Origin of the sequence: Phyllobacterium zundukense, from assembly GCF_002764115.1 — a bacterium.
GTDB classification, from domain to species: domain Bacteria; phylum Pseudomonadota; class Alphaproteobacteria; order Rhizobiales; family Rhizobiaceae; genus Phyllobacterium; species Phyllobacterium zundukense.
The window spans coordinates 1059828-1080836 of the sequence record NZ_CP017940.1 but is presented as its reverse complement, the minus strand read 5'-3'; the positions used below and the strand labels follow the sequence as shown (position 1 = coordinate 1080836).

At 56.3% G+C, this 21009-nt stretch carries 21 protein-coding genes and 1 other RNA gene; 3 read left to right on the top strand and 19 right to left on the bottom strand.

The genetic code is table 11. From position 1 onward, the window contains the following. Positions 1-42 precede the first annotated feature (42 nt). The 11 genes from BLM14_RS05220 to BLM14_RS05170 form a co-directional block, all read right to left on the bottom strand. A complete protein-coding gene (locus BLM14_RS05220) occupies positions 43-1968 on the bottom strand; it encodes a potassium transporter Kup (RefSeq protein WP_099998413.1) in 1926 nt (641 codons plus the stop codon). A gap of 142 nt (positions 1969-2110) precedes the next feature. Beyond that, positions 2111-2851 carry a pyridoxine 5'-phosphate synthase gene (locus BLM14_RS05215; protein ID WP_099998412.1) on the bottom strand — a complete coding sequence of 247 codons (741 nt, stop codon included), beginning with the start codon at positions 2849-2851 and terminating at the stop codon, positions 2111-2113. A gap of 148 nt (positions 2852-2999) precedes the next feature. Continuing rightward, on the bottom strand, positions 3000-3836 hold the full coding sequence (locus BLM14_RS05210) for an alpha/beta fold hydrolase (RefSeq protein WP_099998411.1): 837 nt from the start codon (positions 3834-3836) through the stop codon (positions 3000-3002). Between the two features lie 92 nt (positions 3837-3928). Then, positions 3929-5056, bottom strand: a complete 1128-nt coding sequence (locus BLM14_RS05205; RefSeq protein WP_099998410.1) for an ATP-dependent DNA helicase — start codon at positions 5054-5056, stop codon at positions 3929-3931. A gap of 62 nt (positions 5057-5118) precedes the next feature. Next, a complete protein-coding gene (locus BLM14_RS05200) occupies positions 5119-5487 on the bottom strand; it encodes a hypothetical protein (RefSeq protein WP_099998409.1) in 369 nt (122 codons plus the stop codon). An 80-nt stretch (positions 5488-5567) separates the two neighbouring features. Then, positions 5568-5834, bottom strand: coding sequence for a nitrile hydratase accessory protein (locus tag BLM14_RS05195; protein ID WP_237143518.1), 267 nt, complete (start codon positions 5832-5834; stop codon positions 5568-5570). A gap of 82 nt (positions 5835-5916) precedes the next feature. Next, positions 5917-6576 carry a nitrile hydratase subunit beta gene (nthB, locus tag BLM14_RS05190; RefSeq protein WP_099998407.1) on the bottom strand — a complete coding sequence of 220 codons (660 nt, stop codon included), beginning with the start codon at positions 6574-6576 and terminating at the stop codon, positions 5917-5919. Continuing rightward, the gene (nthA, locus tag BLM14_RS05185) at positions 6573-7193 is read right to left on the bottom strand and encodes a nitrile hydratase subunit alpha (RefSeq protein WP_099998406.1); all 621 of its coding nucleotides are present in this window, start codon (positions 7191-7193) and stop codon (positions 6573-6575) included. Before nthA ends, nthB begins: the two co-directional genes overlap by 4 nt. A gap of 37 nt (positions 7194-7230) precedes the next feature. Next, the gene (locus tag BLM14_RS05180; RefSeq protein ID WP_099998405.1) at positions 7231-7824 is read right to left on the bottom strand and encodes a LysE family translocator; all 594 of its coding nucleotides are present in this window, start codon (positions 7822-7824) and stop codon (positions 7231-7233) included. 115 nt (positions 7825-7939) lie between these two features. After that, entirely contained in the window at positions 7940-8512 is a 573-nt protein-coding gene (gene ilvN / locus BLM14_RS05175; protein ID WP_099998404.1) for an acetolactate synthase small subunit, read from the bottom strand. Between the two features lie 22 nt (positions 8513-8534). Beyond that, a complete protein-coding gene (locus tag BLM14_RS05170; protein ID WP_099998403.1) occupies positions 8535-10340 on the bottom strand; it encodes an acetolactate synthase 3 large subunit in 1806 nt (601 codons plus the stop codon). 387 nt (positions 10341-10727) lie between these two features. Between BLM14_RS05170 and BLM14_RS05165 the strand changes: the two genes are divergently transcribed. Next, a complete protein-coding gene (locus BLM14_RS05165; protein ID WP_099998402.1) occupies positions 10728-12611 on the top strand; it encodes an ATP-binding protein in 1884 nt (627 codons plus the stop codon). 4 nt (positions 12612-12615) lie between these two features. On the opposite strand, the gene miaA is transcribed toward BLM14_RS05165, so the two are convergent. After that, complete coding sequence (gene miaA / locus BLM14_RS05160) at positions 12616-13506, bottom strand: tRNA (adenosine(37)-N6)-dimethylallyltransferase MiaA (protein WP_099998401.1); 891 nt, start codon at positions 13504-13506, stop codon at positions 12616-12618. Positions 13507-13533: 27 nt separating this feature from the next. On the opposite strand from miaA, the gene serB reads away from it, so the two are divergent. Next, positions 13534-14421: a phosphoserine phosphatase SerB gene (gene serB, locus BLM14_RS05155; RefSeq protein WP_099998400.1), complete on the top strand. Its 888-nt coding sequence runs from the start codon at positions 13534-13536 to the stop codon at positions 14419-14421. A 166-nt stretch (positions 14422-14587) separates the two neighbouring features. On the opposite strand, the gene BLM14_RS05150 is transcribed toward serB, so the two are convergent. The 7 genes from BLM14_RS05150 to BLM14_RS05120 form a co-directional block, all read right to left on the bottom strand. After that, positions 14588-16135 carry a DegQ family serine endoprotease gene (locus tag BLM14_RS05150; protein ID WP_099998399.1) on the bottom strand — a complete coding sequence of 516 codons (1548 nt, stop codon included), beginning with the start codon at positions 16133-16135 and terminating at the stop codon, positions 14588-14590. A gap of 109 nt (positions 16136-16244) precedes the next feature. Next, positions 16245-16430, bottom strand: a complete 186-nt coding sequence (locus BLM14_RS05145) for a DUF2065 domain-containing protein (protein WP_099998398.1) — start codon at positions 16428-16430, stop codon at positions 16245-16247. A gap of 15 nt (positions 16431-16445) precedes the next feature. Then, positions 16446-17390, bottom strand: coding sequence for a protease modulator HflC (gene hflC, locus BLM14_RS05140; RefSeq protein WP_099998397.1), 945 nt, complete (start codon positions 17388-17390; stop codon positions 16446-16448). After that, a complete protein-coding gene (hflK, locus tag BLM14_RS05135) occupies positions 17387-18490 on the bottom strand; it encodes an FtsH protease activity modulator HflK (protein ID WP_099998396.1) in 1104 nt (367 codons plus the stop codon). The genes hflC and hflK overlap by 4 nt, the downstream gene beginning before the upstream one ends. A gap of 189 nt (positions 18491-18679) precedes the next feature. Beyond that, positions 18680-19180, bottom strand: a complete 501-nt coding sequence (locus BLM14_RS05130) for a dihydrofolate reductase (protein WP_099998395.1) — start codon at positions 19178-19180, stop codon at positions 18680-18682. 57 nt (positions 19181-19237) lie between these two features. Then, positions 19238-20032: a thymidylate synthase gene (locus BLM14_RS05125; RefSeq protein WP_099998394.1), complete on the bottom strand. Its 795-nt coding sequence runs from the start codon at positions 20030-20032 to the stop codon at positions 19238-19240. A gap of 137 nt (positions 20033-20169) precedes the next feature. After that, positions 20170-20481 (bottom strand): DUF2853 family protein, encoded by a 312-nt coding sequence (locus BLM14_RS05120; RefSeq protein WP_099998393.1) that lies wholly within the window; start codon positions 20479-20481, stop codon positions 20170-20172. Between the two features lie 145 nt (positions 20482-20626). On the opposite strand from BLM14_RS05120, the gene ssrA reads away from it, so the two are divergent. Then, positions 20627-20984: a transfer-messenger RNA gene (gene ssrA / locus BLM14_RS05115) on the top strand. The last annotated feature ends 25 nt before the right edge of the window (positions 20985-21009 follow it).

Genomic DNA, 21009 nt, shown 5'->3' with positions numbered 1-21009 from the left:
CAATTGAATATTAGGCGTGGCGGGTTGAAACACCCGCCTATCCTAGATGTTGACCTGCGTTCCGATCTCGACGACACGACCCGTTGGAATCTGGAAATATTCCGTCGCATCGCTTGCTGTCCGCGCCAGCGCAATGAACAACCTGTCCTGCCAATGGGGCATCTCAGACCGTGCCGATGCCTTTAACGACCGGCGCGACAGGAAGAAGGAAGTCGTCATGATATCGAACTTCCAGCCCTGCTTGCGGCAGATCGCCAAGGTGCGGGGAATGTTGGGACGCTCCATATAGCCGAATGTCAGCGTGACACGCATAAACAGATCGTTGATCGGTTCGATCCGCACACGGTCGCTTTTTTTCACGAGCGGCGATGGTGCCGTCACCACGGTCAATATGACGTTGTTCTGGTGCAAGACCTTGTAATGTTTGAGACTATGCATCAACGCCGTTGGTGTGCTCTTTGGATCGCCCGTCAGGAATACGGCAGTACCCGGCACGAGGGTCGGCGGATTTTCAGCCATTTTCTTGGAGATCAGATCAAGCGGGACCTCGCCCTTGCGCGTCTTCTCGAAGAGCTGACGGCTGCCGCGCACCCAGGTAGCCATTACCAGGATGATCAGGAACGCGACGACTAGCGATGCCCAACCACCATCGACTACCTTGATAAGGTTGGCGCTGACGAAGGTCAGATCGATGATCATGAAGCAAACCGTCAAAGATACCGCAACCCAAAGACGCCACTTCCAGATGCGGCTCATCACGATGAAAAGCAGTGTTGTCGTTACGATCATATTTCCTGTAACTGCGATACCATACGCGGAGGCAAGGTTGCTTGACCGCTCGAAACCAAGCACCAGCAGGATAACAACCAGCCCCAGAAGCGCGTTGACTCGTGGCAAATAGACTTGTCCCGACTGCTTTTCCGACGTGTGTTCTATGTTTAGGCGTGGCAGGAGATTGAGCTGCACGGCCTGCCGCGACAGCGAATAAGCGCCGGAAATGACCGCCTGGCTGGCGATGACCGTTGCCATCGTGGCAAGCAGGACCATCGGCAAGAGCGCCCAGTGCGGGAACATTTCGAAGAAAGGATTCTTGGCTGCTTCGCCATGCGCCAAGATGAAGGCACCTTGACCGAAATAGTTCAGCAACAGGCACGGAAAAACAATCCACATCCAGGCTGTTGCAATGGGTTTGCGCCCGAAATGGCCAAGGTCGGCATAAAGCGCCTCTGCGCCGGTAACGGCGAGAAACACGGTACCGATCGTGGGGAAAGCCGTCACTGGATTTTCGATGATATATTCGAAGGCATAGATGGGATTGACAGCGGCAAAGACGCTCAAATCATCGGCGAGATGCCAAAGGCCAAAGAACCCGATCGCCAGGAACCACAGTAAAGTGATCGGTCCGAAGATGGTCGCAACCCGCGCGGTACCGAAGCGCTGAACCGAGAACAACGTCAATAGAATAACCAGCGTGATCGGAACGATAAATGGCTCGAGGGCTGGCGTCACTATTTCGAGGCCTTCAACAGCGGAAAGCACTGAGATCGCAGGAGTAATCACCGCATCACCGTAGAATAGCGATGCACCGACAATCCCAAGGGCCAAAATGAGTTGCGGGCGAGTCTTGAAGCTCGCCCGTGCCAAAGCCATCAAGGATAAAATACCGCCTTCGCCATCATTATCAGCGCGCAGAACGAAGAGAACATACTTGATCGTGACAATGACCGTCAGCGCCCAGAAGATCATTGACACGACCCCAAGCACATCTGTGCGGCTCAAACTACCGTCAAGGGAGGCCGCGTGAAGGGCTTCGCGAAAAGCATAGATCGGGCTCGTACCGATATCGCCGTAGACAACGCCGAGAGCACCAAGAACAAGCACCGGAAAAGCTTCTTTGTGATGCGGTTCCGGTTCATAGGTGACGGTACCGTTATCACAGTTCTCGTCGCCCAATTGCTGGTCAATCATATAGGTTTTCCCTCGCTCCGACAGCGTGGGCGGACGAGTTAGTCGTGTTGCAACGCAATATCAATCGCCATTTTTTCATAGCTCTCTACTCACGCTATGCAAAAACGCATGACAACGCAAATCCTCCGCGCGAATCAAAGGGCTAGGCCTTGAGGGCATCGATGAATCTTTCTACAGCTCCAGACATTCCATGCACCAAAGCATCTGCAGTCAGTCCATGGCCAATCGAAACCTCAAGGATATTTGGCGCTTTTTTGACCAAGGCAGGAAGATTGGCGACCGTTAAATCATGTCCAGCATTAACACCAATTCCTGCCTTCGCCGCCGCCGCCGCTGTCATTTCAAGCTTTGCCAGTTCCTCGGCCGCGCGGTGCGGATCGTTGTAAGCACCGCCATAAGGTCCAGTATAAAGCTCGATCCGGTCGGCGCCAAGCGCCTTGGCCGCAGCTGGGGCCTCGGGATCCGCATCAATGAACAATGACACCCGGACCGCTTGGCGTTTCAGATCTGCAATGATGGGTTGCAAGAATTCGGCATCCCGCGTCAAGTCCCAGCCATGATCGGACGTGGACTGTGCCGGGTCGTCAGGAACCAGCGTCACCTGTTCCGGTTCGTTCCTTGCAACAAGGTCCAGGAATTCTACCGCCGGGTAACCTTCAATGTTGAATTCCGCCTGCGGAAATTCATCGTCGATCAGGGCGCGGATCTCAGGCAGGTCCGAAAAGCGGATATGTCTCTCATCGGGGCGCGGGTGCACCGTCAATCCGGACGCTCCTGCCGCCAAAGCGATGCGTCCAAGGCTGATCACATTCGGCCAGGGCAGATCGCGCCGATTGCGCAGCATGGCGATTGCGTTGACGTTGACGGAGAGTGTTGCTGTCATGGCTGATGTCCGGCTGGGAGATGCTGCCATGTCTTTTACAGGAGAATTGCGACATTAAACATTGGTATCTCATTAAAAACCCAGGATCGAAAAAACCCGGGAGACCAAACCCTGTGACCCTGGGCGAGCATGGCGCAATTTGAGACGTTCAGATCAGAAAGCTCTTCAGTTCCGCCACGATCGCCTCGGGGGCATCATCCTGAACGAGATGTCCCGCCCTTGCAACGCTGTGAAACCGCGCGTTCGGTATGAGCGAAGCAAGCTTACGTCCGCGCTCGATTGGTATCCATTGATCTTCCTCACCCCAAAGGATTGAGACTGAGCAGCGAATGGTCGGAAGCCCGCCTGCAATTTCATCGGTAAAGCGCTGATCCATCTGCGCAATCTGCCTGTAGAACGCCGCTTGCCCGGCCTCACCGCGCCAAGGCGCACAATAAAGATCAAGACCCTCCGGAGATAGTGGTTGGAAGGCCGCGCCACCGATGTAAGCGACGACAATGGCGTCGTGGATGTAAGGGGGGAGTTGACCAAAGGCATTTTCGAATTTGCGCACGTGCTGCACGAAGGGCGATCCCCAGGGCGCAATCGCAACCGGATCGATCAGTGTTAGCGAGGCAAAGTCCACACCGTTGATGAGATGAGCCCGCAGCGCGGTTGCACCACCGAAATCATGGGCAACCACATCCGGTCTTTCGATTTGCCAATGCTGGAGCAGGGCGGAAAATAGATCATTTTGCACTCCTAGCGAAACGTCCTGCCGGTCTCGCATCTCCGAGCGGCCGTAACCGAGCAAGTCAAAGAAATAGACGCTTCGGTCCCGCGCAAAATGCGGCGCGATCTTACGCCACACCACGGAGGAAAACGGTGTTCCATGTACAAACACCAGCGGCCGCCCACTGCCAATCATGCCGAAACGCACGGATTGGTCCCTGAAGAGGAATGTGTGAGGCAGATCCCACAAGACTTTCGCACTTTTGTCTGCCATGGCCAACCTCGCTCTCTGCCCGTTCATTGAAACCCAATGAAGGATTGAAGGCGAGCCAAGTCTTTTGACTGGTCGTTGAATTTTGCTAACGCTTAACGGACGACCGTCAAACGTTCTGCAGCCCGGGTAATTGCCGTATAGAGCCAGCGTTCGCGTGTATCACGAAAGGCATAGCTTTCGTCAAAGAGCACGACCTCGTCCCATTGCGAACCCTGCGCCTTATGCGTTGTCAACGCATAGCCATAGTCGAAATCATCAAACCGTTTCTTGGTTTGCCATGGAATTTCCGCGTCCGGATCCTCAAACTGCGCCTTCAGGAGTTTTATCTTGGCAACGCCCCTGCCCGGCTCTTCATCTTCCGGTGCGACGAGAAGATTGATACCGGGTTTGACCGTTTCTCGCGAAGAGGTCATGACTTTCCAGAGCGAGCCATTCAGCAGACCCTTGGCTGGATCGTTTCGCAGGCAGACCAGCTTGTCACCAGCCTGCGGAAACGACGCCGAAAAACCTTTCAGCTCACGCAGCCGCTGATTGTAACGCCGGCGGGTGCGGTTGGTACCCACCAGCACCTGGTCGGCGCCAAGCACAAGCTCCTGCGTCACGTCGGTCTTGGAAATGACCTTTGCCGCACCGAAATCACCGTAAGTGAATTCCCGCCCCTCACGAACGTCGAGCGCAAGACGAATAATGGGGTTGTCGCGCGCCTGCCGATGAATTTCGCTCAGGAGGAAATCAGGTTCGTGCTCGGTGAAAAACCCACCGCCGGAAATCGGCGGCAGCTGACCAGGGTCACCCAGCACGAGAATGGGCGTGCCGAAACTCATGAGATCGCGCCCCAATTGTTCGTCCACCATGGAGCATTCGTCAACGACGATGAGCCTGGCCTTGGAGACAGGGCTTTGGCGGTTCAGCGAAAATGTCGGGGCGATGCTGGTCTTGCCCGTGGCTTCATTCTCCACAGCCTCTTCACCGCGCGGCCGGTAAATGAGCGAGTGCAGAGTACGGGCATTCGCGGCGCCCTTGGAACGCAGAACCTGTGCAGCCTTACCGGTAAAGGCCGCAAACTGAACATCGCCTTCAATATGCTCGGCGAAATAGCGGGCAAGCGTCGTCTTGCCGGTGCCGGCATAGCCGAAAAGCCGGAAAATCGGGCTGCGCCCGTCTTTCAGCCATTTTGAAACGGCTCGAAGCGCTTCATCCTGTTGCGGTGATAATTGCATGGCCCTGAGTGACAGGATTCGCCGTCAAAGGGCAAGGAAAATGGACGCTACCGGCGTTAGACTCATAGGTTATCGGGGTTTCCTGGCCGAATCTGTCCCTCGCCCACCCGGCCGAATTGATGGTCGACCATGCGGAAGCGATCGCCCTTGACCTGCAGTCGCCAGCAAATCTTCTGCTCTTCGCCCTCATAAGTAAGGCAGAGACTGTCCTTCTCCAGCGTCCATTCGCCCGCGTAGGACATGCCTTTTGTCACAACCTGTTCCGGCTTGCAGCACTCAATCATCTTGCCGCGAGACTTGCCATCCGATGCCAGAAATTCGCTGAAGTTGAACGGGGGTTCGGCTTTGACTTCACCTGTCAAGGTCGTTCCAGTGATGGCCTTGCGCAGATCCTCTTCCGTGACCGTTGGCCAGGAGGCATCTTGGGCCATGACGGTGGCTCGCAATGAGCACAGGCCAGGCAAACAGAATGAACAGCGCCATCCGGCGAATTCTCAACGATATTTGCATCTCAAGACCGATCCGGATCATTTTCAAGTTTGATTGGTTGCCCGTGCGGAGTTGCATGGGCGGCGCGCTGCCAGGCGGCAGTCAGTTGGTCAATATCATCTTTGCCCGCGATATTTTTCGCGGCAATGAGCGATTCCAACGCCGCAAGCCAGCATTGATAATAGTCGCTGCCATCATCCAGGGCTCCGGGACGCTTCAACTGTGCCGAGAGGGCACTCGCCCATTCATCCCAAGTGAACAAGCCCCGGTCATGCAGCGCAAGCACCATCGCGAAGGCTTCCGCCTGCCATGGCTCGGCAAAGACCGGTGCATCCCCACTTGTAGCAAGCCCTCGTGAATGGGTAATCAGCTCACGCAGGCTCAAGATAACTCTCCCAGGCATCGATGCTGACGGTCAGCGTCGGATCTGCCCCCTCACCCCAAATCTCGGCGGAAGAAAACACAACCGTATAGACATATTGCGGGTTTTCGCCTTTGCCGTGGGCATTGGTGTCCGGGAAAACAAAGCCATCGCGGACGGCTTCAATTCGTCCCGTCTTGCCCCTTGCATAACGGGGCAAGCGCGTGTGCGTCTCCGGGTTGAAATTATGCGTCTTCACACGATCGCCGGCTTTGAAACGTGGGGCCCCGGCCACAGGCCGGTCACAGGGACCACCCTTCGCCAGTGCTGCGGCCACGTTCTCCGCTTTCAAAGTACGCTTGGGCTCCGTGCCCGCCCCGAGGGAGTGACCTGTCTCTAGCTCTTGCGGCGAGACAAATCCGTGGCGCTTGAGAAGCACCTCCAGCGCCTTGATCCAGATTTCGTAATAGGTGGAGGAGTAATAATCCGCCGGATGCAGGCTTTCACGCGCGTGACGACTTTCGTCGATATTCCAGTGTCCCATGGCGCCGGCCGCAAGTGTCAGGCCAAGAGCGCGCTTTTCCCAGCCCGCATGAAAAAGCGGTTCATCCTTTTCCGGGGCGACCGGGCCGAAGCCCATCTGCCCGCCAAGATCCTGCGGGCCGTTCATGCAGCCTCCGGCGCAAGTGCCAGCCCGGTTCCGATCATGGAATCGCGAGTGACAAGATCGGCCAACTGGTCTTCGCTAAGCCCTTCTGTGCCCGCTGGCCGCAGCGGCACGACGAGATATCGCAGTTCTGCGGTCGAATCCCACACACGGATGTTGGTGGTTTCGGGAATGACAACATCGAACTCAGCCAGCACGCCACGCGGATCAATGACTGCCTTCGAACGATATGGCGGCGATTTATACCAAACCGGCGGCAGACCAAGTACAGACCACGGATAACACGAGCATAGGGTGCACACGACGAGGTTATGTGTATCCGCAGTGTTGAACACCGCCTGCATGTGCTCGCCCTGCCGCCCGGTAATGCTAAGCGAGGCGATCGCTGCTGTCGCATCGCGCTTCAGCCATTCGGCGTACTCAAGATCAATCCAGGCTTTCGCCACGACCCTGGCTCCATTGCGCGGCCCGACCTTCGTTTCATAGGTCTCGACGATCGCATCGATGGCCAATGGATCGATAAGACCCTTTTGGGTCAGGATCGTCTCCAGCGCCCGCACCCGCGCGGCCATGGGATCGAGTTCATTATCGTGGTGGTGGTCATCGTGGTCGTGTGGCATGGGAAAATCTTATGCGCGTCTTCTTCCGGGTGCAAGCTCACTTCAGCATCGGCCACAGGCTGGCGACAAGCAGGATCGCCATGGTGATGTTGAACCATTTGAGGCGCACCGGGTCGGCGAGCCAGCCTCGCATCATCTGGCCAAAAGCGGCCCAGCTTGACACCGACGGTATATTGACGAGGGCAAAGGCAATGCCGACGATCAAGACGGTCGCGAAATAGGCGTCAGGCGAGGTGTAGGTGGCCATCGCGGTGATGGCCATGACCCACGCCTTGGGATTGATCCATTGGAACGCAGCTGCCTCCATGAACGTCATTGGCCGGGCCTTGCCGTCGACGGCATTGAGCGAACGGGACATCGCGATTTTGTAGGCGAGGTAAATGAGGTACGCGCCGCCCGCAAACTTGAGAATGGTGTAGAAGAGCGGAAACGTCTGGATCAGAGCACCCAGCCCCAGCCCAACACCCAGCAGCAGGGAGAAGAACCCGCTGCCAATCCCGAACATATGCGGGATCGTGCGCTTGAAGCCGAAATTGACCCCCGAAGCCAGGAGCATGAAGTTGTTCGGCCCCGGCGTGATCGAGGTCACGAAAGCGAAGACAAGCAGTGTCAGAAAAATCTCGAGCGTCATTGTCAAATCAAACCTGATGGATGGCGGAACGCTAGGATCGGATGCGATTTGGCTCAATGACAATCTTGTCAGGGATACAATTGCATCCCTGATGAGATTTCAGACGGGAGCCCCACTACATGCCCAATGGGCCGCGGTTCATTGCGGCAACGCCGGTCCGGCAGATCTCAACAAGACCGAGCGGTTTCATGATGGCGATGAACTGGTCAATCTTCGAGCCCTTGCCGGTGATCTCGAAAATGAAATGCTCGGTCGTTGCATCCGTAACTTTGGCGTGAAACGCATCGGCGAGACGTAACGCCTCGTTGCGATGTTCGCCAAGACCGGCGACCTTGACCAATGCCAGTTCGCGCTGGATGGGTCCGCTCTGACCGAGTTCGTCGGCACGCACCGACAAATCCACCACGCGATGGACCGGAACGATGCGTTCCAACTGGTGGCGGATCTGGTCGAGGACGTGCGGCGTGCCGCGCGTCACAATGGTGATGCGCGACAGATGCTGTTCGTGCTCGGTTTCCGAAACCGTAAGGCTTTCAATATTATAGCCGCGGCCGGAGAACAGTCCGATAACACGGGCAAGGACGCCCGGTTCGTTGTCGACAAGGACCGATAGAACCGTGGTGACCGGTAGTTCGGTCTCCTTGGCGATGAAATATGCCGAGCCGGAGGCCAGGTTTTGAGCGTTCATGTTGTTTATCCTCTCCGGTACCTTAAACGAGCTGCCTGCCCTTGGCATCGATGGCATTGGCGACCGCTTCATCCGTTGCCTCATCGGGCAAAAGCATTTCATTGTGTGCCTTGCCGGAAGGGATCATCGGGAAGCAGTTTGCCAGATTGGCAACGCGGCAATCGAACAAAACCGGCTTCTTGACGTCGATCATCTCCTGGATCGCATCATCGAGATCACCCGGCTTCTCACAGCGGATCCCATGCCCACCATAAGCCTCCGCCAGCTTGACGAAGTCCGGCAAGGCTTCCGTATAGGAATGCGAGAGACGGTTGCCATGCAGCAATTGCTGCCACTGGCGCACCATTCCCATATACTGGTTGTTCAGGATGAAAATCTTGATCGGCGCCTCATATTGAACCGCCGCACTCATCTCCTGCATGGTCATCTGTACAGAAGCGTCACCCGCAATGTCGATGACCAGCGAATTCGGATGGGCAATCTGCACACCCAGCGCTGCCGGCAGACCGTAGCCCATCGTGCCAAGGCCGCCCGATGTCATCCAGCGATTGGGCTTCTCGAAACCGTAAAACTGCGCCGCCCACATCTGATGCTGGCCGACTTCGGTCGTGATGTAGGTGTCACGATCCTTCGTCAGGGCATAGAGACGTTCCAGCGCATATTGCGGCATGATCACGTCCTTGTTGCGTGTATAGGACAAGGACTTGCGCGACCGCCATCTATCGATCTGCGACCACCATTCGCCTATCGCCTTCTTGTCGGGCTGGACTGAAGAAGCCCGCAGCAGCCGCACCATGTCTTCGAGTACATTCGCAACATCGCCAATGACAGGAACATCGACACGAACCGCCTTGTTAATCGAGGATGGATCGATATCGACATGAATTTTCTTCGAATTCGGCGAAAAACCACTGATACGGCCGGTAATACGATCATCGAAGCGCGCACCGATGTTCAACATGACGTCGCAATCATGCATTGTCATATTGGCTTCATAGGTTCCGTGCATGCCAAGCATGCCGAGCCAATTCTTGCCCGATGCCGGATAGGCGCCGAGGCCCATCAGCGTAGAGGTGATCGGGAAATTGGTGAGCTCCACCAATTCACGCAACAGCTTGCTGGCTTCGTTGCCGGAATTGATAACACCACCGCCGGAATAGATAACGGGACGCTTTGCCGATACGAGCAGCGCAACCGCCTGCTTGATCGCCTCGATATCTCCCTGAATCTTGGGGTTATAGCTCGTGCGCGGCGAGGTTTCAGGCGGTGTGTACATGCCGGTTGCAAATTGAACGTCCTTGGGGACGTCAACGAGCACGGGTCCGGGACGACCGGTTTTTGCTACATGGAACGCTTCGTGCAGAACGCGCGCCAGATCATTGACGTCTTTCACCAGCCAATTGTGCTTGGTGCAAGGGCGGGTAATGCCGACGGTATCGCATTCCTGGAAAGCGTCCGAACCGATCAGGCTGGTTGGAACCTGCCCACTGATGCAGACCAGTGGGATGGAATCCATCAGCGCATCCTGAAGTGGCGTTACAGCATTCGTCGCACCAGGACCCGACGTCACCAGCATGACACCAACCTTGCCGGTCGAACGGGCATAGCCTTCGGCAGCATGGCCGGCGCCCTGTTCGTGCCGAACCAGGACGTGATTGATCTTGTCCTGCTGGAAGAGCTCATCGTAAATCGGAAGGACAGCACCGCCCGGGTAGCCGAAAATATCCGTAACGCCCTGATCAATGAGGGCCTGCACGACCATTTCGGCGCCGGTCATTTCACGGCGTTGCGATGTATGGCTGTCACTATCCTGTTTTTCTGCGGTCATCGATCTCTTCCCGTATATTCTGTGGCGCTCGGCCCTTCAGAAGGTGTTTTCGTTTAACTGAGATGTTGAAAATAAAAAGGCCCCCGAAGGAGCCTGTTTTTCGCGCATGGGAGCTTTCGCCGGGTGCTTACAACACCCTGCCCATGCGCGATCCCACGACGATAAGAACTGTTTTCATGGTCGCGGACGATAATTAGGCAAATTCTATCCGTCAACGGCAAAATGCAGGTGAAATGAATTTGCTTTGCGAATAAGCCTGCAACAGCACGCAAACAACGCTCAAATGCGAACGACCGCGCTAAGATATTCTCAATGCCTTGCGCATAGGATGGCTGATCAAGTCCTAGTAATAGAATTTTCGTCAGGTTCCCGGATTGAATATCGCCAATGAGCTCTGAAGCCTTGCACTCCGATCAGCCAAGGCCGTTGGTTCGAAACCGGACTGATGGGTATGTCATCGAATGCAACGGCGAAAAGGCCGTTATTCACGCCGAAACCGGCCCTTCCGCGACAGCATCCGACGACTATTGGACCGTCGGCCAGTTGATCTCCATTCAGGTTGCTACCAGCCGTGTTGTTGGTCTTGTCTACAAGGTCGAGGTCCCCAATGCTCAGTGGGTGCAGGAAACGGACCAAAGCATCCACATCCATGTCGAGCTCGTCGGGCAGGTTAATACGCAGAGGGACGGCACGTTGCGGTTTTCTTCGGGTATCGCCACCTACCCGCATATGGGCGCGATAGCGCATCGCATTCGCACCACGGATCTGGCGACGATTTATTCAACAACACTCAAAAACACCGTTTCGGTCGGCCATCTGTCGCAGAATGCCGAGATTCCTGCCCTGATCTCGATCGACAGTCTTGTATCGCGGCACTTTGCCGTGCTTGGCAGCACGGGTGTCGGTAAATCGAGTGCGGTATCGCTGCTCTTGCGCAAGATCATCAGCGAACGACCGGATTTGCGAGTCCTGATCCTCGATCCGCACAATGAATTTGCCAGCGCCTTTCCTGAGCACGCCATTTCGATCGACTACAATACGTTCGAATTACCCTATTGGCTGTTCAGGCTGGAAGAATTTGCTGAGGCCGTCTTCCGTGGAAGGCCAACGGTTGCAGCAGAGGTTGATGCTTTGCGTGACCTGATCCCGCTCGCCAGGGAGCGTTTTGCAAGTTCCGAGGCCACGACCAGCGCCTCTCTGTTGAAGAAAGACCGCGACTATTCGTCGATGACCGCCGACACGCCGACACCGTATCGGATGGCAGATCTCATTAAGCTGATTGAAGAGCGCATCGGGCAGTTGGACGGCAAACCGGATCGCCCGACAATGAAAGCGCTCAAACAGAGATTGCAGGCGCTGGTTGCCGATCCCCGCTATCGCTTCATGTTTTCAGCGCCCACGACACTCGATACCATGCGCCAGACCATTGGGCACATTTTCCGCATACCGAAAAATGATCGACCGATTTGCGTCTTCCAGCTGGCCGGACTGCCTTCCGAAGTGGTCAATTCTGTTGCTTCGGTCCTTTGCCGTATGGCCTTTGATCTCGCAGTGTCGAGCGATGGGCGGGTGCCGACGCTCGTTGTTTGCGAAGAGGCCCATCGTTACATCCCTGCTGACGCCAATGCAGGGTTTTGGCCGACGCGGCAGGCTATTGCGCGTATCGCCAAGGAAGGGCGCAAATACGGGGTATATCTCGCGGTTATCACACAGCGGCCAGGTGAGCTCGATTCAACCATCCTCTCCCAGTGCAGTACGGTATTTGCCATGCGCTTGGGCAACGAACGCGACCAGGAAATTATTCGCAGCGCCATTACCGGCGCGTCGCAAAGCACGATAGGTTTCCTGTCATCTATAGCCAACCGCGAAGCCATCGCCTTCGGTGAAGCAGTTCCGACCCCGATGCGCATGATGTTCGAGACCATCGCTCCCGACCAACTCCCTGCCGCCCATATGGCAAGAACTCAGCAGTCAGTACGGCTCGGCGATTCCCACATATCTCTCGACACCATTCTGATGCGGATGCGCCAGCTCAACGCAGCGGAAAGCACCAGCAACGACGACGCGGCCGACAATTTCGAAACCATCATTAGCAGTCCGATCGCAAATCAGCGTCCATCCGCGCCGCTGCCTCAGGAGCCAGTAAGATCGCAATGGCGTAATATCGATGCGGCAATCCGAAAGGAAGAAGCGCCCAAACCGCAACCGGAAAGCACTGAACGGTTCCGGGCCAGCGATCTCATTCGGACTTTCCGCAACGACAAGAGCTGATATCTCACGGATAAGACAGCCTCTCCCAACCGTCGCCGTCGCTGAGCTGGTTGCGGAACCAGGTCATTTGCCGCTTGGCGTATTGCCTGGTGGCAATTGTCGCAAGCTCAGCTGCCTCTTCGGTACGGAGCCGGCCAGCAAGCACTTCTGCGATCTCGCGCACGCCAATGGCACGCATGGCAGGAAGATCGCCAGAAAGACCAAGCGATAACAATGCCTTGACTTCATCTATCGCTCCGCCCTTCATCATCATTTCGAACCGCGTTGCGATGCGCGTGCCGAGCCATTGCCGATCAGGGTCGATAACGATCTTGCGCGCGACCGATGCATCAATCAGCGGTCTGCCCGTTTCCTTTTGCCATTCAATGATGGAACGGCCCGAAGCATCGATGACCTCCAGAGCCCGGACGATTCTTTGGCTGTCAGTCGGACGTAGCGTTGACGCAGCCAAGGAGTCCTTCCCAGCAAGTATAGCATGGAGTTTTTCTGCCCCTTGCTCTGCGTCCTGCTGGCGCCAGTAGGCACGCACATTTGCCGGGATGTCCGGCATGGCGGAAAGTCCCCCCAGAAGCGCGCGAAAATAAAGCCCGGTGCCACCAACAAAAATCACAGTTTTTTCAGTTAGTTCCGGCCTGTCCAACACACTTTCAACATCAGCGAGCCACCGGCCTGTTGAATAGGCTATGGCCGGCGAAACATGGCCATAGAGATAGTGCGGCGTAATCTTCAGATCGTCCGGCCCTGGGCGCGCCGTCAAAAGGTTCAACACATCATAGACTTGCATGGAATCTGTGTTGATAATCACCCCACCGGTTTCTTCGGCCAAACGAAGCGCCAGCGCCGACTTGCCGCTGGCCGTTGGTCCGGCTATCAGGATTGTCTGTCTTGTTGTCACATCAACCGTCCAATCGGAAATAGCCCCATGCCCTTGATGGCCACGCTTATCGCCAATCCCGCCACCTCAAGCCTTGTACCCTCGCTGGGGATTAAAGCCTCGGCGGCGGTCAATGCAACAGGTCTTTACTGGCTGGCAGATGGAATCGCCTGTGACGTTGCCCTCAGGGATGGCGTCGACGCCGCCGAAACCCATGCTGAGCTGACGCGAGCAATCGACGATGCACCGATTGATATTATCGTGCAAAATCAAGATACTAGGCGCAAGAAAATCCTGATCGCCGACATGGATTCGACCATGATTCAGCAAGAATGTATCGATGAGCTGGCTGAAGAGGCGGGTCTGCGCGACAAGGTCGCGGCAATCACCGCACGAGCGATGAATGGCGAAATCGCCTTCGAACCCGCCTTGCGCGAACGGGTCGCTCTCCTGAAAGGCCTTCCCTATACGGTGATCGACAAAGTCATCGCGAGCCGCATCACCTTGATGCCCGGCGGGCCTGAACTTGTGCGCACGATGAAGAAACACGGCGCCTATACCGCGCTCGTCTCCGGTGGATTTACAGTCTTCACCCAACGTATCGCAGACATGATCGGCTTTCACGAGAACAGCGCCAATATATTGATAGATAACGGAAAAACACTCACCGGCGAAGTGAAGGAACCCATACTCGGCCGCGAGGCCAAGGTCGCCGCGCTACGCTCGATCTGCGATCGTTTCAGTCTGTCGCCACAGGAAGCCATCGCTGTCGGCGATGGGGCCAACGACCTCGGCATGCTGCAACTGGCGGGCACTGGCGTGGCGCTGCATGCCAAACCGTCGGTCGCAGCGCAGGCCAAGGTGCGGATCGACCACGGCGATTTGACCGCGCTTCTCTATATCCAGGGATACCGGAAAACCGATTTCGTGGTTTGAGTAAATCCTTGGCTGATCCGGCGCAATTTCGCGTCACTACACCAATTTTTCACGCGAACGTTGCAAAAATCGTCCCAGAATCGCGATTTCTTGTATGGGATTCGCCGAAGTTTGTGCAAAATTCGTAGATTCTCGTCAAAACCGTTTCGGTCTGCATATATCGCGATCAATCCATCTGGAGCGTGACGAAGCGTAGTTCGCCGGTCTTTGACGCCAGCATGAGCAGGGCGTTCTTGCGGCCCTCGTCACGAAGCTTCTCGATCCGTGCCGCGACATCTTCCGGCGTTGAAACCGTTTCCTGCGCAATGTCGACGATCACATCGCCCGCCTGAATACGCTTGTTAGCAGCAACCGAGTCATTCTGGACCTCGGTGACCAGAACGCCCTGAACTTCCTTTGAGATGCCGAATAATTTGCGGCTGTCATCATCGAGCTTATCAAGCGTCATGCCCAGCACATCGACATCCTGAACCGCACCGTCCTCGCCCTGCCCGGTCTGGTCGTCCTTCTTCGCCTGTTGCTCGCTGTCCTCCAGGCGGCCGAGCGTGACCTTCACGGTCTCCTCCTTGCCTTTGCGGATAACGACAACATCGACCTCTTTGCCCACGGGGCTCTCGGCGACGACACGCGGCAGATCCTTGACGTTGTTGACCGCCTTGCCATCGAAGCGAATGATCACATCGCCTGCAATGATCGAGCCATTGGCCACCGGTCCACCGTCGATGATGCCAGCAACCAGGGCGCCCTTGCTCGACGGCATGCCCAGGCTTTCGGCAATCTCGTCCGTGACGGGCTGAATGCGCACGCCAAGCCAGCCGCGCCGTGTCTCGCCAAACTCACGCAGCTGCGCGATGACGCCCGAAGCCAGTTCCGCCGGAATGGCAAAACCGATACCGATCGAACCGCCGGTCGGCGAAATGATCGCCGTATTGATACCGATGACCTGCCCGTACATATCGAAGAGCGGCCCGCCGGAATTGCCGCGATTGATCGCAGCATCGGTCTGAATAAAATTGTCGTAAGGACCCGAATTGATATCTCGATTGCGCGCCGAGACAATACCAACGGTTACCGTGCCGCCAAAGCCAAACGGATTGCCGATCGCCATGACCCAGTCACCGATCCGCGTCTTGGACGAATCGCCGAATTTGACGGCAACCAGCTTGTGCTTCTTCGGGTCGACCTTGAGAACGGCGAGGTCAGTCTTGGTATCCTTGCCAATCAATTCAGCTTTCAGTTTCGAGCCATCATTGAAATTGACTTCGATCTCGTCCGCATCGGCAATCACGTGATTATTGGTAACGATAATGCCCTGTTCGGCATCGACCACAAAGCCGGAGCCAAGCGACTGAACCTTGTGGGACGGATTATTCTGGCCGGGATTCTGCTTGCCGAAATATTCATCGAAGAACTCCTGGAAGGGCGAGCCTTCCGGAACTTTCGGCATCGGCACGGGACCCGAATCCCCATCCTGTCCCTTGACCGTTTGCGACGTAGAAATATTGACGACGGCGTCGATCAGCCCTTCGGCAAGATCGGCCACAGATGCGGGTCCTTGCGCCCTTGGCTGTTCACTGTTGGGAACCGGAGCACCCTGGGTCTGAGCCCTGGCCAGGGTTACAAACGCCGGAGAGGCGCTTGTCGCGGTCAGTGCAATCAGCGCGATTGCCGCAGTGGCGGAACGGAGAACAGGGCGACCAGTGTTGAAAACCATGCGTTCGGGCCTTTATCGGTGAGCTCAGATCATACAACAGAACGACTAGAGTAGACAAAAATATGGCCGCCGACACGAAGGTTTGATGAAGGCGGGCAAGATTTCGCCGTTATCCGCGCGCCAGCCACACGACGGCCACGCCAACTGCAACAGATGCGACGCCTGCAATACGCAGGAATCCATCCGGTTGTTCGCTGACATCCCGCGCCAGGCGTTTTGCGATCAGTGGAAAACAGCCGTAGAGCAGCCCCTCGAAAACGAGGAACAGTCCCACGGCATCCATAAAATCGACCATAAGCTACACCCGCCCCTATTGAGGGGCAGGCGCTGGTGCCGGAGCCACTGGCGGCGTTGCACCGCTGACCGGCGGCAAAGCCCCGTTGGAATCCTGGAAATAGCGGAAGAACTCGGAATTCGGCGAAAGCACCATTGTCGTTCCCGTATTATCCAAGGCCGTGCCATAAGCCGTCATGGATCTGTAGAAGGCAAAGAAATCCGGATCCTTCGAGAAGACTTCAGCGAAGATGCGGCCGCGCTCACCCTCACCCTGGCCTCGGGCAATCTCCGATTCCTTGCGTGCTTCCGCAATAATCTCAACAACCTGGCGGTCGGTGATCGCCTTGATGCGCTGGGCAGCTTCACGGCCACGCGCACGCAGACGTTCTGCTTCCGCCAGACGTTCGGCCTTCATGCGGTCGAAGGTCTGCTGCGAGACTTCCTGGGTCAAGTCAGTACGGCGAATACGGACATCGGTGATCTGCAACCCCAGCGACTCCGCATCGGGACGGAGCTGTTCACGCACCTCCTGCATCATACCGGCACGCTCGTCGGAGAGCGCCGCTTCAAAGCCGCGCAAACCGTAAACCCCGCGCAACGCCGCATCGAGACGAGTACGCAAGCGTGCTTCTGCCAGCGTCACGTCGCCGGACACAGTTTGCCGGAACTTGCGTGGATCGGTGATACGGTAGACAAGGAAGGCATCGACCTCGTAGAACTTGCCGCCCGAAACCTGGACGCGGATGTTGTCGAGTTCGAAGCTCAGGAGGCGATCTTCGATCATCTGCACATTGTCGGCCTCAAGAAAGCCGAAAGGCAGCTTGAAATAGATGCCGGGGTCGGCCTTCACATCGACGATCTGACCAAAGCGCAGGACAATGGCCTGCTGGCCTGCCCTGACGACAAAGATGGACGAATAGGCCAGCAAGGCGATGAACGCGATCAGGCCCGCGAGAAGAGGAAAACGGTTCTGGTTCATTGTTTTGTCCCCTCGACGGCGGCCGGGCGCTGCTTGGTCAGTTCCTGAAGAGGAAGATAAGGAACGACACTCTGGCCGCTCTGATCAACAATCACCTTGTTTGAGTCCTTCAGCACACGCTCCATGGTTTCGAGGAAAAGCCGCTTGCGGGTAACTTCCGGTGCCTTGACGTACTGGTCGTAGACCGAGGTGAAGCGCTGCGCCTCACCTTCCGCTTCCTGCACGATACGGTTCTTGTAGGCTGCAGCGTCTTCCCGGATCTGCGCGCCTTCACCGCGCGCCTGTCCGAGTTTCTGGTTGGAATACTGATTTGATTCCTCCACGAAGCGGTCCTCGTCCTGTTCGGCACGCTGGACCTCATCGAAAGCATCGGCCACTTCACGCGGCGGCGCTGCGTCTTCGATCGACACGGCATTGATCGCAACGCCCGCGCCGTACTCGTCGAGCGTCTTCTGAATGATACCACGTACATCATTGGCGATGCCCGCGCGGTTATCACGGAAGATATCCTGCGCCGGGCTGCGGCCGACGATCTCGCGCATCGCGCTTTCCGACACTTGCTGCACAAGGTTTTCAGGATTTTCGACATGGAAGAGATAGGCGACGGGATCCGAGACGCGATAAAGCACAGAGAACTGCACATCGACGATGTTCTGGTCGCCTGAAAGCATCAGGCCTTCCTTGGCACCGCGCGCGCCCTGCCCGCCGATATTCTTCTGCTTCTCGACGATCTCGATCTTTTCATAGGATTCAATCGGCCAGAAATGGAAATGCAAGCCCGGTTCAGAGATGTCCGGCTTGGGTTTGCCGAAACGCAGCTCGACGGCGCGTTCGTCCGGCTGGACTGTATAAATTGCCTGGAAGAGCCAGAAAGCCACCAGCGCCAGACCGACAAGACCCCAGATTGCCGGGCTGCCGCCGGAACCGCCCGGAAGTGCCTGACGCAAGCGATCCTGACCTCGGCGGAGGATGTCTTCGAGGTCGGGTGGATTGCCACCGCCGCCTCCTTGCGGCTTTTGACCCCAAGGGCCACCGCCGCCACTATTGTTACCGCCGCCACCCCATGGGCCGCCGCCGCCGTTCTGATTACTCCAGGGCATTCCTACCTCTTAATTTGAACGAAAGCGCCACTCCGTGGCATCCTCCCGCTAGTCCGATGTCCCGTTTATAGGGATGGCGGGGCGCGCTTTCAACGCACGCGGTCGCTTTTCACGCGGATTTGGTAAAAAGTCGAACGATTAAGCCCGCTTATCACGATATTTTCATATCGCTTGCACTTGGCCAGCGTGTCAGCGCCGCTCATAGATGACAAAGCGCGTCGCGTAATTATCTTTTTCACCCGGTGGAAAATCTTCGCTGGAGATTTCAGCCCAGATTTTCGGATCGATGGGAGGGAAGTGAACGTCACCCTCAACCTTCGCGAGAACCCAAGTCACATAGAGCCGGTCCACTCGATTGAGAGTCTGGCGAAAAATATCGCCGCCGCCAATAATGCATATCTCATTGACCTTGTCGGCGCCGGCATGACTTCCAGCGATCATCAACGCTTCATCGACGGAGCGGACGGCTATGACACCTTCGACGGAAAAGGCCGGATCACGGGTAATGACGATATTGGTGCGTCCGGGAAGAGGTCGGCCGAGCGAATCCCAGGTCTTCCGCCCCATGATGATGGGCTTGCCCATCGTTGTTGCCTTGAACCGCTTGAGGTCCGAAGACAATCGCCACGGCAGGCCATTTTCATGCCCGATCACGCCATTTTCAGCAATGGCAACAACAAAACTGATCATTCAGGCAACATCCGTTTCAAATGAGTATTCGTCTTCGCAAGGCCCTGTGCAGTGCGTCTATACCGCAATCGGCGCCTTGATGCTGGATTCGGCGACGTAATCTACAAGACGGAAATCGTCATACTTGAAGGCAAAGAGATCAGTAACTTCCGGATTTATCTGCATTTTCGGCAGCGGGCCGGGAACGCGGGTCAATTGCAGCCTCGCCTGTTCGAAATGATTGGCATAGAGATGCGTATCACCAAGCGTGTGAACGAATTCACCGGGCTGCAATCCGGTTACCTGCGCTACCATCATTGTCAGCAGCGCATAGGACGCGATGTTGAACGGCACACCTAGGAAGATATCTGCCGAGCGCTGGTAAAGCTGGCAGGACAGTTTGCCATCGGCCACATAGAACTGGAACAGGCAGTGGCAGGGCGGCAGCGCCATCTCGTCCACCAGAGCCGGGTTCCATGCTGAAACGATCAAGCGTCTTGAATGAGGATTGTTGCGTATCGCACTTACGAGCCCGGCAATCTGGTCGATGTGCCTGCCCTCGGGAGCCGGCCATGACCGCCATTGATAGCCATAGACCGGTCCCAGATCACCGTTTTCGTCAGCCCATTCGTCCCAGATCGTGACACCGTTTTCCTTAAGATAGGCGATATTGGTCTCGCCCTTCAGGAACCACAGAAGCTCATGGATGATGGATTTCAGGTGCAGTTTCTTCGTTGTCAACAGCGGAAAGCCCGCTGCCAGATCGAATCGCATCTGGTAGCCGAAGACAGAACGTGTGCCGGTACCTGTCCGATCGCCACGATCGACGCCCGTATCGAGCACATGCTGAAGAAGATCGAGATAAGTGCGCATAATTTCTATTAGCAGATTCGGCTAACGAAGCACTAAAACTTGTGTGTGATCCACAGGGCTGCGGCGACGAAATTCATGCCTCAATGAAAAATCCCCGGTGATTCGCCGGGGATGATTCGATTGTCGGCCGAAAATGATCAGAGCTTGCCGAGTGCGCCGAGCGCCTTCGCGGTCAGGTAGTAGAACGTGACACGGCTTTTGCTGTTGTCCGCCTTCATGGCAGCGCACACGGATTCGATCGCCGCATCGGCCTTGGCCGCGTCGGTGAGGCCGAGCTTCTTTTCGACCCAATTGGTGCGGACACGCTTCAATTCCTCCGGATCCGTGCAGGAAACCAGCGACGAATCCCTGTTGCGCAGGGCAATTCCGAGATGTTTGACGATTTTCGCGACAGTCGCCTCATCAGCAGCCGCATCATAATGGCGAACATCCTTTAGATAGTCACTCATGGAAAAATCCCCCGATTGCTAGGTTGAATGCCCGGCATTGCAACCCTCCCTGACAATGAAGACATCGCACAAACTGGCAGATGCATGAGGCGATGACTCTTTAGACACCTCGAAACATTCCCTAGCATCCGTTCCAAGTCAATCCACTCTTTCAATTCAATAAAACAGGTCCTATATAAGTCCTGCCGGCTTCGGTCGGCTATGGTGATAAACGGACGATGCAATAAGCCCATTGGACCCGGGGGCGGTACCCGGCGCCTCCACCAAAACGCAGCAGATCTCGCTGCTTTTTGGCGGGGGCGAAATAGGATCGACAAGGGTGTAAAGATCGAACTTTTGCCCGGCATTGTACCACCGTTATCGGGCTAACTCTGTAGTTGCAAACGACAACTATGCGGAAGCACGTCTCGCCGCTTAATGCGGTGCGATAGCTTCAAATCAAGTCCTAGGGGTTCGCACTTCTAGGCGGGGTTCGGAGGCACCTGGCAACAGAAGCCTCCACTACTCTCCTTTTCTCCATTGCTGCAG

What these genes read in the sequence shown, in the direction of transcription:
- BLM14_RS05220 (WP_099998413.1), bottom strand. Translation starts at nt 1,968, where the DNA reads ATGATTGACCAGCAATTGGGCGACGAGAACTGTGATAACGGTACCGTC.
- BLM14_RS05215 (WP_099998412.1), bottom strand. Translation starts at nt 2,851, where the DNA reads ATGACAGCAACACTCTCCGTCAACGTCAACGCAATCGCCATGCTGCGC.
- BLM14_RS05210 (WP_099998411.1), bottom strand. Translation starts at nt 3,836, where the DNA reads ATGGCAGACAAAAGTGCGAAAGTCTTGTGGGATCTGCCTCACACATTC.
- BLM14_RS05205 (WP_099998410.1), bottom strand. Translation starts at nt 5,056, where the DNA reads ATGCAATTATCACCGCAACAGGATGAAGCGCTTCGAGCCGTTTCAAAA.
- BLM14_RS05200 (WP_099998409.1), bottom strand. Translation starts at nt 5,487, where the DNA reads ATGGCCCAAGATGCCTCCTGGCCAACGGTCACGGAAGAGGATCTGCGC.
- BLM14_RS05195 (WP_237143518.1), bottom strand. Translation starts at nt 5,834, where the DNA reads ATGGTGCTTGCGCTGCATGACCGGGGCTTGTTCACTTGGGATGAATGG.
- nthB (WP_099998407.1), bottom strand. Translation starts at nt 6,576, where the DNA reads ATGAACGGCCCGCAGGATCTTGGCGGGCAGATGGGCTTCGGCCCGGTC.
- nthA (WP_099998406.1), bottom strand. Translation starts at nt 7,193, where the DNA reads ATGCCACACGACCACGATGACCACCACCACGATAATGAACTCGATCCC.
- BLM14_RS05180 (WP_099998405.1), bottom strand. Translation starts at nt 7,824, where the DNA reads ATGACGCTCGAGATTTTTCTGACACTGCTTGTCTTCGCTTTCGTGACC.
- ilvN (WP_099998404.1), bottom strand. Translation starts at nt 8,512, where the DNA reads ATGAACGCTCAAAACCTGGCCTCCGGCTCGGCATATTTCATCGCCAAG.
- BLM14_RS05170 (WP_099998403.1), bottom strand. Translation starts at nt 10,340, where the DNA reads ATGACCGCAGAAAAACAGGATAGTGACAGCCATACATCGCAACGCCGT.
- BLM14_RS05165 (WP_099998402.1), top strand. Translation starts at nt 10,728, where the DNA reads ATGAGCTCTGAAGCCTTGCACTCCGATCAGCCAAGGCCGTTGGTTCGA.
- serB (WP_099998400.1), top strand. Translation starts at nt 13,534, where the DNA reads ATGCCCTTGATGGCCACGCTTATCGCCAATCCCGCCACCTCAAGCCTT.
- BLM14_RS05150 (WP_099998399.1), bottom strand. Translation starts at nt 16,135, where the DNA reads ATGGTTTTCAACACTGGTCGCCCTGTTCTCCGTTCCGCCACTGCGGCA.
- BLM14_RS05145 (WP_099998398.1), bottom strand. Translation starts at nt 16,430, where the DNA reads ATGGTCGATTTTATGGATGCCGTGGGACTGTTCCTCGTTTTCGAGGGG.
- hflC (WP_099998397.1), bottom strand. Translation starts at nt 17,390, where the DNA reads ATGAACCAGAACCGTTTTCCTCTTCTCGCGGGCCTGATCGCGTTCATC.
- hflK (WP_099998396.1), bottom strand. Translation starts at nt 18,490, where the DNA reads ATGCCCTGGAGTAATCAGAACGGCGGCGGCGGCCCATGGGGTGGCGGC.
- BLM14_RS05130 (WP_099998395.1), bottom strand. Translation starts at nt 19,180, where the DNA reads ATGATCAGTTTTGTTGTTGCCATTGCTGAAAATGGCGTGATCGGGCAT.
- BLM14_RS05125 (WP_099998394.1), bottom strand. Translation starts at nt 20,032, where the DNA reads ATGCGCACTTATCTCGATCTTCTTCAGCATGTGCTCGATACGGGCGTC.
- BLM14_RS05120 (WP_099998393.1), bottom strand. Translation starts at nt 20,481, where the DNA reads ATGAGTGACTATCTAAAGGATGTTCGCCATTATGATGCGGCTGCTGAT.